The sequence below is a fragment of the Pseudomonas sp. LBUM1656 genome (genome assembly GCF_059716065.1).
Map to the genome: position 1 here is coordinate 1,742,832 of NZ_CP166800.1, position 11,863 is coordinate 1,754,694.

Sequence of the window (11,863 nt, forward strand, 5' to 3'; positions counted from 1 at the left end):
GAAGCAGACCGTAGGCGATGCCCCCTGATGGACACCGTAGGGAGGGAACGCGGAGCCTCAGCGAGGCGCCGTACGCCGGGGCGAAGCCTTTTGCTTACTTTTCGCTGGGCCGGCATTCCGGCGTTTGGAAAAGTGAGTCGCTGTAAGAGCGAAACCATAAGTCGCCGTTACCGCAGAAACGGATATGTACACAAATCCCAAATCCCAAATCCCTCCAACCCCCACCAGTCGCCGACCCCAGACAATTGGCTCACTTCCTGCAAGTCCCCCGCATATCGCCATAAAACCTTCACCTCAAAACACGTGAAGGCCCCAGTGGCTGCGGGCAAATGATGTGCATCTGACGGTTCGCCAACCCTCGCGGGGGTGGCAGGGCTGCGCGAAGAGCAAGAGGACAGCGATGAAGGCAGTAATTCTGGCAGGTGGTCTCGGTACGCGGATCAGCGAAGAGTCGCACCTCAAGCCCAAGCCAATGATCGAAATCGGCGGCAAGCCAATTCTTTGGCACATTATGAAACAGTACTCCGCCCACGGGATTCATGACTTCGTGATCTGCCTTGGCTACAAGGGCTACGCGATCAAGGATTTCTTCGCCAACTACTTCCTGCACACCTCCGACGTCACCTTCGACATGTGCAACAACCGCATGGACGTTCACCAGAACTACAGCGAACCGTGGCGCGTGACCCTGATCGACACCGGCGAAGACACCATGACCGGTGGCCGCCTGCGCCGCGCCTCCCGTTACCTGGAAGGTGAAGAAGCGTTCTGCTTCACCTACGGCGACGGCGTCTCGGACCTCAACATTGGCGCATTGGTGGACTTCCACCTGACCCACGGCAAGCTCGCGACCGTGACCGCCGTACAGCCACCGGGCCGTTACGGCGCCCTGGAGCGCGACGGTGACAGCGTTAAAGGCTTCATTGAAAAACCGCGCGGTGACGGCGGCTGGATCAATGGTGGTTTCTTCGTGCTGTCGCCCAAAGTGCTGCCGTACATCGCCGACGATCAAACCTCCTGGGAAGCCGAGCCGCTGGCCGCGTTGGCCAGTGAACAGCAACTGCAAGCCTTCCAGCACGACGGTTTCTGGCATCCGATGGACACCCTGCGCGACAAAAACCACCTTGAGCAACTGTGGCTGAGCGGGGAGGCCCCATGGAAACAATGGGACTGAGTCCGGAGTTCTGGCGCGGCAAGCGGGTTCTGCTGACCGGCCATACCGGCTTCAAAGGCAGCTGGCTGACGTTGTGGCTGCAAAGCCTGGGTGCCGAGGTCAGCGGTTTTTCGCTGGACCCGTCGACCGAGCCGAGTCTGTTCGACCTGGCGCGGGTGCGCGAAGGCATCAACGATCAGCGCGGCGATCTGCGTGACCTCGGCGCATTGCTGGAGCTGATTGCCGAGTCCCAGCCGGAAATCGTCCTGCACCTGGCGGCCCAGCCGCTGGTGCGCGAAGGTTATCGCGACCCGCTGGGGACTTACTCCAGCAACGTCATGGGCACCCTCAACCTGCTCGAAGCCATCCGCCAGATCGGCGGTGTGCGCGCCTGTGTGCTGGTGACCACCGACAAGGTCTACGCCAATCAGGAATGGCTGTGGCCGTACCGTGAAAACGAAGCCCTGGGCGGACACGACCCTTACAGCAGCAGCAAAGCCTGCTGCGAGTTGTTGGCGCAGTCTTATGCTGCTTCGTTCTTCCCGGCTGAAAAGTATGCCGAACACGGTCTGGCCCTGGCCACGGCGCGTGCCGGCAACGTGTTGGGCGGGGGGGATTTTGCACCAGAGCGATTGATTCCCGATGTGCTCAAAGCCTGGTCCGCCGACGAACCGGTGACCCTGCGCTACCCGCAAGCCGTGCGCCCGTGGCAGCACGCGCTGGAGCCGCTGGCCGGTTACCTGCAATTGGCCGCCGGCCTCTACGAAAAAGGTCCGGAATTTGCCGGTGCGTGGAACTTCGGCCCGAGCGAAGCGGACATGTGCAGCGTCGGCGAAGTCGTCGAATTGCTCGCCAGCCGCTGGCCGCAAGCCCGTGGTTTGCGCATCGAGCCGAGTGATTTGCATGAGGCCGGTCTGTTGCGTCTGGACAGCAGCCGCGCCCGTCAACTGTTGGCGTGGCAACCGCGCTGGTCGTTGCAGCAGTGCCTGACCCAGACCCTCGACTGGCACCTGGCGTGGCAAAACGGCGACGACATGCGCGCCATCACCCTGGGCCAGTTGAACCTGTACCGAGGCGCGCTGTGAGCGAGTTTCTGTTGAAACCATTGCCGCTGGCCGGGTTGTTCAGCGTGCAGCACAAACGCTTCGAAGATGAGCGCGGGCACTTTGCGCGGCTGTTCTGTGAAGGCAGCCTCGGCGCCTTCGGCCAACCGTTTCATATCCGTCAGATCAACCATTCCTGCACTCGCGAACGCGGCAGCGTGCGCGGTCTGCATTACCAGAACGCCAGCGCGCCGGAAGCCAAGTTGATCACCTGCCTGCGCGGTGAAGTCTGGGACGTGGCGGTGGATTTGCGCCCCGACTCCGAGACCTTCCTGCACTGGCATGCCGAACACCTGCGCGCCGGCGACGGTCGCAGCCTGTTGATTCCGGCCGGGTTCGCCCACGGCTTCCAGACCCTGACCGATGACGCCGAATTGCTCTACCTGCACAGCGAGGATTACACGCCTGCGCACGAGGGTGGTTTGAGTGTGAACGATCCACGGTTGGCGATTGCCTGGCCGTTGCCTGTCAATAATCTGTCGGCACGGGATTCCAGCCATCCCTTGCTCGATGAACACTTCGCTGGAGTGCGTGTATGAATTGCCGTGGTTGCGGGACTTCCCTGGCCTTGCCACTGATCGATCTCGGCACCTCGCCGCCGTCCAACGCCTATGTGCGCGCCGATCAGCTTGAGCAAGCCGAACAATGGGTGCCGCTGAAAGTGGCGGTGTGTCAGCAGTGCTGGCTGGTGCAGACCGAGGATTACACCAGCGCCGACAGCCTGTTCGACGCCGAGTACGCCTATTTCAGTTCGTTCTCCAGCACCTGGCTGGCCCATGCCGATAAGTATGTGGCCGAGATGGTTGAGCGCTTCGGCTTGACCCCCGACAGTCGTGTGGTGGAAATCGCCGCGAACGACGGTTACCTGTTGCAGTACGTCGCCGGACGCGGCATCCCTTGCCTGGGCGTCGAGCCGACCCGTAGCACCGCACAAGCGGCGCGGGAAAAAGGCCTGGAGATCCGCGAGCTGTTCTTCGGTCGCGACACGGCTTCGCAGTTGATCGCCGACGGTTGGTCCGCCGACCTGATGGCGGCCAACAACGTGCTGGCCCATGTGCCGGACATCAATGATTTCCTCGGCGGTTTCGCGACGTTGCTCAAGCCGACCGGCGTGGCGACGTTTGAGTTTCCGCAGTTGCTGACCCTGATGGCCGGGCAGCAGTTCGACACGCTGTATCACGAGCACTACTCCTATCTGTCGCTGACCGCTGTGCAAACGCTGTGCGAGCGCAACGGTCTGGAAGTGTTCGACGTCAGTCAGTTGGCGACCCATGGCGGTTCGCTGCGCGTGTTCGTTCAGCGCGTCGACGGTGTGCGCCGCGAAGTCCAGCCAGCGGTTCAACAGCAACTGCAAGCCGAACTCGCCGCCGGGGTGAAAACCCCCGAGTACTACGCGACCCTCGCGCCCGCCGCCGAACGCATCAAGCACGAACTGCTGCGTTTCCTGTTGCAGGCGAAAGCCGACGGCAAGCGCGTGGTCGGTTACGGCGCCGCGGCCAAGGGCAACACCTTGCTCAACTACGCAGGCGTCAAGCCGGACCTGTTGGCCTGGGTCGCCGACGCCAATCCGCACAAGCAAGGCAAGTACCTGCCGGGCAGTCGCATTCCGATTGTGTCGCCGGCGCAGATCGATCTGGAAAAACCGGATTACGTGCTGGTGCTGCCGTGGAACCTGCTGCACGAAGTCAGTCAGCAACTGGCCCAGGTACGCGAGTGGGATGGGCGCTTTGTCATCGCCGTGCCTGAGTTGACCGTCCTGTGAAGATTCTGGTCACCGGGGCGACCGGGTTCGTTGGCAGGTATCTGGTCGAGGCCTTGCTCGCCCGTGGCTGCGAAATCCGCGCCGTGGCACGCAACGCCGAGACCGCTGCGAACATGCCGTGGATTAATGCCGTGGAGTTCATCGCGGCGGATATTCACGCCGACGATGTGAACATCGCCGCGCTGACCGATGGCATTGATGCCTTGGCGCATTTGGCCTGGCCAGGGTTGCCGAACTATCAGGCGCTGTTTCACTTCGAGCACAACCTGATGGCCGACTACCGGTTCATCAAGAGCGCGGTCGAGGCGGGCGTTTCGCAAGTGCTGGTCACCGGCACCTGTTTTGAATACGGCCTGCAGAGCGGGCCGCTCAGCGAGCAGACCGCACCGCTGCCGAGTAACCCTTATGGGTTGGCAAAAAATACCCTGCGTCTGTTCCTCGAAAACCTGCAGCGGGTTCAACCGTTCACCCTGCAATGGGCGCGGTTGTTCTACCTGCACGGCGAGGGGCAAAACCCGAACAGTTTGCTGGCGGCGCTGGACCGGGCAATCGATGCCGGCGACGACAGTTTCAATATGTCGGCCGGCGAACAGCTGCGCGATTACCTGGCCATCGAGACGGTCGCCGGTTACCTCGCCGCCATCGTGCAACAGCGTGATTTCGACGGCGTGATCAACTGTTCCAGCGGCCAGCCGGTTTCGGTTAGGGCGCTGGTCGAGCAGCGACTGCGCGAACGTGGCGCAGCGATCCGTTTGAACCTCGGTCACTACCCATACCCGACTCACGAGCCGATGGCGTTCTGGGGCGTGGCGGACCGTTTGCAACAGCTACTGGGAGCAGAGCATGAGGCATGAGTTGTATCGGGTCGCCGACCTGCCGGTGTTGCAGAACCGTACCTTTGCCGACCCAGAGTCGGCCCGGGCATCGGCCAGCGCCGACATGCTGTTGGTGCAGGACGAAAAGAGCGGGTTGATCTTCAACCAGGCCTTCGATGCCGACAAGCTCAGCTACGACGCTGACTACCAGAACGAACAGGCGCACTCGGGCCAGTTCCAGAAGCACTTGAGCGATGTCGAAGGCATCATCGCCCGCCACTTCAAGGGTCAGGAACTGATCGAAGTCGGCTGCGGCAAAGGCTACTTTCTGGAGCTGCTGAAAAGCCTGGGTTACGCCATCACCGGCATCGACCCGGCCTACGAAGGCAGCAACGCCGATGTGATCAAGGCGCCGTTCACGCGTGGTCTGGGCCTGGCGGCGGATGCCATTGTGCTGCGCCATGTGCTGGAACACATTCAGGATCCGGTGAGTTTCCTCGCCGAAATGGCCGACGCCAATCAGGGCGGGCAGATCTACATCGAAGTGCCGTGCTTCGACTGGATCCTGGAGCACCGCGCCTGGTTCGACTTGTTCTACGAGCACGTCAATTACTTCCGCCTGGATGACCTGCGCCGGATGTTCGGCACGGTGCACGAGGCCGGTCACCTGTTCGGTGGCCAATACCTGTACATCGTGGCGGACCTGGCGACCTTGCGCCTGACCCCGGAGCAACCGGTGCCACGCCTTGAGTTGCCGCAAGGTTTCACCAGCAGCCTCGAGCGCGCGGTGCAGATTATTCAAGCCGCGCCCGAACAGGGTTCGGCGATCTGGGGCGCGTCGTCCAAAGGCGTGATCTATTCGCTGTTCCTGCAACGGGCCGGTGTGGCGGTGGATCGCGTGGTGGATATCAACCCGGCCAAACAGGGCCGGTATCTGCCCCTGAGCGGCGTGCGGGTGTCCTCGCCGCAAGAGGCCATGGATGCGTTGCCCGAAGGCGCCAACCTGTTTGTGATGAACTCCAACTACCTCGAAGAAATCAAGCGGATGACCGATGGACGCTATGTCTATCACGCCGTCGACAGCGCTTCGTTCCAGTGACTATTGAGATTAGAAAAATGACCGACAACACCATCAATACAGCCTTCGAAGCCCAATGCCAGGCAGAAATCGCTGCTCAGGGCGACGACCAGAAACTCACTGGTCTGGCCCAGGATTTCTTCAACCAGTCGGCGAAGCACAAGTACAGCTACCACTTCTCGTGGATGGGCCGTCCGATCATTCAGTTGCCGCAAGACATGATGGCGATGCAGGAAATCATCTGGCAGGTCAAACCTGATCTGGTGATCGAATGCGGCATCGCCCACGGCGGCTCGATCATCTATTACGCCTCGTTGCTGGAGCTGCAAGGCCACGGTGAAGTGCTGGGCATCGACCTCGACATTCGCCCGCACAACCGCGAAGCCATCGAAAGCCACCCGATGAGCAAGCGCATCAAAATGATCGAAGGTTCGAGCATCGACGCGGCCATCGCCGAGCAAGTGCGCGCGGCGGCCGAAGGCAAGAAGGTCATTCTGGTACTGGATTCCAACCACACCCACGACCACGTGCTGGAAGAGCTGCGCCTGTACGCACCACTGGTGTCGGTCGACAGCTACTGCGTGGTGATGGACACCGTGGTTGAAGACATGCCAGCCGACTTCTTCCCGGATCGTCCATGGGGCCCGGGCGACAACCCGAAGACCGCCGTGTGGAAATACCTGGAAGAAAACGCTGACTTCGAAATCGACCGTCAGTTGCAGAACAAGCTGCTGATCACCGTGGCGCCGGACGGCTATCTGCGTCGCGTTCGTTAATCATTATTGAATCTGGGTTCTCGGCGCTTGGCCGGTTGTGGGGATAGAGATATGCGCGTTCAAAACACTGCTCGTAACGATGTGGCACCGCTGAAAGACCGGTTGACGGTGGTGGTGATTTCCCACAACCGCAACGCGTACCTGCGGCGTACCTTGCAGTATTACAGCAGCTATCCCTGCACGATCCTGGTTCTGGATTCTTCGCTCAAAAGCGACGAAAACATCACCCGGGATTACCCGATGGTCGATTACCGGCACCTGCCGCAGTTCACCTACACCGGGTTGCAGGAAAAACTTGCCTACGGCGTGAATCAGGTGACCACGCCGTACATGGTGCTGGCGGCCGATGACGATTTCCTGCTGCACGATGCGGTCACCGAGTCGCTGGAGTTCCTCGAGGACAACGCCGACTACGGCATGGCCCACGGTTACGGGATCATGTACCTGGCCCGCGCCACGGAAGTGAATTACTTCCGCCGCGACCGCAAGGGGCCGGAAGATTACTGCTCGGATCAGGCCGAAGATCGCCTGATGCAATTCATGGGGCACTTCCTGCCGCCGTTCTATGCGGTCAGCCGCACCGAGCTGCTGCAGGACTGGCACAACGCGCTGTTGCCGAACACCAGCTTCGAGTGGCAGGAAATCGGGCATGCCTATTACATGCTCGCACGGGCCAAGGCGCGGATCTTGCCGATCCCGTTCGCCGTGCGGGAAATTCCCTACGGTGCCTCGGAGCACAACACCAACGTGCTGACGGTGTTGACGCTTAAAGACACGAAAACCGTGGCCGACCGCGAGCGCTTCGCCGAGTTTCTGGCCTCGTTGCCGACCGGTATGAGCCACAAGTCGCTGGCCGAGGGCAAGCAGGTGGCGCTGGACAGTTTCGCCACCATGGCCGACTGCCTGAATAACATGCGTTCGCTCAAGGGCACGCTGATTTTTACCTCGGCTTGGCTCGAATCCGGCAAAGAGCCGGTGCGTACGTTCAATACCGAGCAGTTTGTCGAAATGCCGTTCTACAACCAGCCGGTGTTCGACCTGCTGACCGAATTCGAATTCCTCCTGCACACCATGCCCGCCGGCAAATTGCAGCTCCAGGAACTGGAAGGCATTTTGCTCAAGCAGCATGAGCTGATGCGCGTTCACCCTAACGACAACGACCGCACCCTGCGCGCCCGATTGTGGGAAGCGCTGAGCCTCTATGCGTTCAACCGCACCGTGGTTGCACGTCTGGCCGAGTCGTTGCAGGGCACCGAAGATGAGGACGAGGGCGTCAAGCTGCAAGCCTGGGCCAAGCGCCTGTTGTCGGTGCCGAAGCAGGACGAACAGTCGTTGTTCGAAAACATGCCGTCCGGACGCCTGCTGAACTGGATCGAAGCGCGCAACCCGGATGCCAAGCAACTCAAGTCAATCAGCGCACACCTGGCCAAACACAACGGCGGTCCACAATTCGGCATCCTGCTGCTGGACCTGGACGCCGATATGGTCAAGTTGCAGGCCACCTTCGACAGCCTGGTCAGTGGCCACTGCAAGGCGTTCAAACTGGTGGTGTTCACCACCGGCGATTTGCCGGCGACCACCACACCGCGTGACACCGTGCACTTTGTCAAAGTCACCGCCGCCAACTACGTTGAACGCATCAACCAGAGTGTGGCCCAGTCCACCGTCGACTGGCTGGTGCTGGCCGAGGCCGGAGATCAATTCACCGCCAGCGGCCTGCTGCGTGCCAGCCTCGAATTGCTGGGCGCCGAGGGCGTTCGCGCGGTGGCCATGGACGAAATCCAGCGTCAGGAAAACGGTTCCCTGAGCGATGTGTTCCGTCCGGGCGTCAACCTCGATCTGCTGCAAACCGTGCCGTCGATGATGGCCCGTCACTGGCTGATCCAGCGTGACGTATGGGTCGAAGCCGGTGGTTACTCGACTGAATACGCGTCGGCACTGGAGTTCGATCTGGTGCTGCGCCTGATCGAAGACGGCGGCTTGGGTGGCCTGGCACATCTGGCGGAGCCGCTGCTGATCTGCAACGCGCCGTCCACCGAGGAAAATCCTCACGAACGTCAGACCCTGACCCGCTCCTTGACGGCTCGCGGTTATCGCGGCCAGGTCAGCTCCGAGCTGCCGCAAACCTGGCAGATCGACTACCAGCACGCCGAGCGCCCGAAAGTCTCGATCATCCTGCACAGTCAGGACAATTTAGAGTCGCTGCGGCGCGCCGTGGTCAGCGTGCTGCAACGCACCCGTTATCAGCAGCATGAAATTCTTATTGCCGATAACCACAGTCAATCCGAAGAGCTGGCGACCTGGCTCGCCAGTCTGGAAGGCAAGAGCGATCGACTGCGCATCCTGCGTACCGGCAAGCGACTGAGCGCCTCGGCGCTGCATAATGTTGCCGTGCGTGAGGCCAAGGGTGCCTACGTGGTGCTGATGTCGTCCGACGTCGAAGTGGTCAACTCCAACTGGCTCGACAGCCTGCTCAACCAGGCCCAGCGTCCGGAAGTCGGGATTGTCGGCGCCAAGCTGATGGACTTCCGCGGCGTCACCACTCAGGCCGGTCTGGTACTGGGCCTTAACGGTGTGCTGGGCTCGGTGTTTATCGGTGAGCGCAAAGATGCCAAAGGCTACATGAATGGTCATCAGGTGGAGCAGAACTACTCGGCAGTGTCCGGGGCTTGCATGATGGTTCGCAAAGATCTTTATGAAGCGGTCGGCGGTCTGGACGAAGAGCATTTCGACGAAGCCTTTGCTGACATCGATCTGTGCCTGAAAGCCGCCGACGCCGGTTACCTGATCGTCTGGTGCCCTCAGGCGCAAATGCTGCACCCGGGCCTGTTGCCTGACGCGCCGCAGACTGCCGCGGCCCTGCAAGACAAGTGGCAGGCGCGTTTCGCCCAATATTCGGCTTACAACCAGAACCTGGCCTTGACCGGCAAGGGCTTTACCCTCGGCGACGCTTCCAGTGTGAACTGGGCGCAGTTGCTTGCTTAAGCCTGCTGACAGGTAAAAGGACTCAAGGCATGTTCAACGGTAAATCGATTTTCATCTCCGGTGGTACCGGCTCGTTCGGTCGCAATTTCATCCGCCGCCTGCTCGAGCAATACCAGCCAAAGCGGGTGGTGGTGTTCTCGCGCGACGAGCTCAAGCAGTACGAGATGCAGCAGACGTTCAATGCGCCGTGCATGCGCTACTTTCTCGGCGATGTACGTGATGGCGAGCGTTTGCGTCAGGCCATGCGCGGTATCGATTACGTGGTGCATGCCGCCGCCCTGAAGCAAGTGCCGGCGGCGGAATACAACCCGACCGAATGCATCCGCACCAACGTCAATGGCGCGGAAAACATCATTGCCGCGGCCATCGATAACGGCGTGAAGAAAGTCGTCGCGCTGTCTACCGACAAGGCGGCCAGCCCGATCAACCTGTACGGCGCGACCAAGTTGCTGTCGGACAAACTGTTCGTGGCCGCCAACAACATTGCCGGCGAACAGCAAACGCGATTTGCCGTGGTCCGCTACGGCAACGTGGCAGGTTCGCGCGGCTCTGTCGTGCCGTTCTTCAGCAAGTTGATCAACGAAGGCGCAACAGAGCTGCCAATCACCGATGAGCGCATGACGCGCTTCTGGATCACCCTTGATCACGGTGTGCAGTTCGTACTCGACAGCTTCGCCCGCATGCACGGTGGTGAAGTGTTTGTGCCGAAGATTCCATCGATCCGCATCGTCGATCTGGCGTTGGGCATGGCTGAACACTTGCCGCACAAGAACGTTGGCATCCGCCCGGGCGAAAAACTCCACGAGTTGATGGTGCCGCTGGATGACGCGCGCATGACCCTGGAGTTCGCCGATCACTACACCATTCAGCCGTCGATTCGTTTCACCAGCGTCGACGTGGATTTTGCCGTCGACAACACAGGCGAGCAGGGCCGGCCTGTGGGTGAAGACTTCGAATACCGCTCCGACACCAACCCGCATTTCCTGTCGGTGGGCCAGATCGCCGACCTGCACGCGGGGTTGCCGGCATGATTCCCTACGGTCGGCAAAGTCTCGATCAGGCAGACATCGACGCGGTGGTTGCTGTGTTGCAGTCTGACTGGCTGACTCAAGGGCCGACCATCGAGCGTTTTGAACAGGCCATGGCCGAGCGCTGCCAGGCTGATTTCGCGGTGGCGGTGTGCAACGCCACTGCCGCGCTGCACATCGCTTGCCTGGCGGCGGGACTCGGGCCGGGCGACCGCTTGTGGACCACGCCGAACACCTTCCTGGCCTCCGCCAATTGCGGTCGCTACTGTGGCGCCGAGGTGGATTTCGTCGACATCGATCCGCTGACCTGGAACCTCGATGCCTATGCGCTGGAATCGAAACTTGAAGCCGCCGAACGTGACGGGACGCTGCCAAAGGTGTTGGTGGCCGTGGCGTTTTCAGGCCAAAGCTGCGACATGCGCAAGATCGCCGAACTGGCCGAGCGTTATGGCTTCACGGTCATCGAAGACGCCTCCCACGCGGTGGGTGCCTCCTTTGCCGGACGTCCGGTGGGGTGCGGCGATTTCGCGGCAATGACGGTGTTCAGTTTTCATCCGGTGAAGATCATCACCAGCGCCGAAGGCGGCATGGTCCTGACCAATCGTGCGGACCTGGCCGAACGCTTGCAGCGCTTGCGCAGCCACGGCATGACCCGCGATCCACAGCAGATGACCGAGCCCAGCCACGGCCCTTGGTACTACCAGCAAGTGGAGCTCGGCTTCAATTACCGGATCACCGACCTGCAGGCAGCCCTCGGGTTGTCACAGCTGAACAAACTCGACGACTTCATCGAGCGCCGTCGTGAACTGGCGGCGCGTTACGACCGGTTGTTGGCCTACTTGCCACTGATGCTGCCCAGTGCGCAGCCCGAGGCTGAGTCGGCGTGGCACCTGTATGTGGTGCGGTTGCAGGTCGACCGGATCAACCTCAGCCATCGACAAGTGTTCGAAGGCTTGCGAGCGGCCGGTGTCGGTGTGAACCTGCACTATATTCCGGTGCACTTGCAGCCGTACTATCGTGACCTGGGTTTTGCCGAAGGTGATTTTCCGCAAGCCGAGCGTTATTACGCCGAGGCGATCAGCCTTCCGCTGTTTCCTTTGCTGAGCGACGAACAGCAGGACTATGTGGTCGAGCAACTGCGGCGGCTGGTTCTAGAGGAGTAG

Annotated in this window: 10 protein-coding genes; all 10 read left to right on the forward strand. The window is 61.0% G+C overall.

What is annotated here, in order from left to right:
- Positions 1-400: 400 nt before the first annotated feature.
- Genes rfbF through pseC form a run of 10 tightly spaced genes read left to right on the forward strand, consistent with a single transcriptional unit; the run spans position 401 to position 11,863 of the window.
- Positions 401-1,174 (forward strand): glucose-1-phosphate cytidylyltransferase, encoded by a 774-nt coding sequence (gene rfbF, locus ACA072_RS07700; protein ID WP_461988446.1) that lies wholly within the window; start codon positions 401-403, stop codon positions 1,172-1,174.
- Positions 1,156-2,238, forward strand: coding sequence for a CDP-glucose 4,6-dehydratase (gene rfbG / locus ACA072_RS07705; protein WP_497623849.1), 1,083 nt, complete (start codon positions 1,156-1,158; stop codon positions 2,236-2,238). Before rfbF ends, rfbG begins: the two co-directional genes overlap by 19 nt.
- A complete protein-coding gene (locus tag ACA072_RS07710) occupies positions 2,235-2,795 on the forward strand; it encodes a dTDP-4-dehydrorhamnose 3,5-epimerase family protein (RefSeq protein WP_497623850.1) in 561 nt (186 codons plus the stop codon). The genes rfbG and ACA072_RS07710 overlap by 4 nt, the downstream gene beginning before the upstream one ends.
- Positions 2,792-4,018, forward strand: coding sequence for a methyltransferase domain-containing protein (locus ACA072_RS07715; RefSeq protein WP_497623851.1), 1,227 nt, complete (start codon positions 2,792-2,794; stop codon positions 4,016-4,018). Before ACA072_RS07710 ends, ACA072_RS07715 begins: the two co-directional genes overlap by 4 nt.
- Positions 4,015-4,872, forward strand: coding sequence for an NAD-dependent epimerase/dehydratase family protein (locus ACA072_RS07720; RefSeq protein ID WP_497623852.1), 858 nt, complete (start codon positions 4,015-4,017; stop codon positions 4,870-4,872). The genes ACA072_RS07715 and ACA072_RS07720 overlap by 4 nt, the downstream gene beginning before the upstream one ends.
- A complete protein-coding gene (locus ACA072_RS07725; RefSeq protein ID WP_497623853.1) occupies positions 4,862-5,932 on the forward strand; it encodes a class I SAM-dependent methyltransferase in 1,071 nt (356 codons plus the stop codon). Before ACA072_RS07720 ends, ACA072_RS07725 begins: the two co-directional genes overlap by 11 nt.
- Positions 5,933-5,949: 17 nt before the next feature.
- Complete coding sequence (locus ACA072_RS07730) at positions 5,950-6,687, forward strand: cephalosporin hydroxylase family protein (protein WP_461957780.1); 738 nt, start codon at positions 5,950-5,952, stop codon at positions 6,685-6,687.
- A gap of 51 nt (positions 6,688-6,738) precedes the next feature.
- On the forward strand, positions 6,739-9,672 hold the full coding sequence (locus ACA072_RS07735; protein WP_497623854.1) for a TIGR00180 family glycosyltransferase: 2,934 nt from the start codon (positions 6,739-6,741) through the stop codon (positions 9,670-9,672).
- A gap of 29 nt (positions 9,673-9,701) precedes the next feature.
- A complete protein-coding gene (gene pseB / locus ACA072_RS07740; protein ID WP_497623855.1) occupies positions 9,702-10,703 on the forward strand; it encodes a UDP-N-acetylglucosamine 4,6-dehydratase (inverting) in 1,002 nt (333 codons plus the stop codon).
- Positions 10,700-11,863: a UDP-4-amino-4,6-dideoxy-N-acetyl-beta-L-altrosamine transaminase gene (pseC, locus tag ACA072_RS07745; RefSeq protein ID WP_497623856.1), complete on the forward strand. Its 1,164-nt coding sequence runs from the start codon at positions 10,700-10,702 to the stop codon at positions 11,861-11,863. The genes pseB and pseC overlap by 4 nt, the downstream gene beginning before the upstream one ends.

Coding starts and splice junctions, on each gene's coding strand:
- pseB (WP_497623855.1), top strand. CDS start 9,702: ATGTTCAACGGTAAATCGATTTTCATCTCCGGTGGTACCGGCTCGTTC.
- ACA072_RS07735 (WP_497623854.1), top strand. CDS start 6,739: ATGCGCGTTCAAAACACTGCTCGTAACGATGTGGCACCGCTGAAAGAC.
- pseC (WP_497623856.1), top strand. CDS start 10,700: ATGATTCCCTACGGTCGGCAAAGTCTCGATCAGGCAGACATCGACGCG.
- ACA072_RS07730 (WP_461957780.1), top strand. CDS start 5,950: ATGACCGACAACACCATCAATACAGCCTTCGAAGCCCAATGCCAGGCA.
- rfbF (WP_461988446.1), top strand. CDS start 401: ATGAAGGCAGTAATTCTGGCAGGTGGTCTCGGTACGCGGATCAGCGAA.
- ACA072_RS07725 (WP_497623853.1), top strand. CDS start 4,862: ATGAGGCATGAGTTGTATCGGGTCGCCGACCTGCCGGTGTTGCAGAAC.
- ACA072_RS07715 (WP_497623851.1), top strand. CDS start 2,792: ATGAATTGCCGTGGTTGCGGGACTTCCCTGGCCTTGCCACTGATCGAT.
- rfbG (WP_497623849.1), top strand. CDS start 1,156: ATGGAAACAATGGGACTGAGTCCGGAGTTCTGGCGCGGCAAGCGGGTT.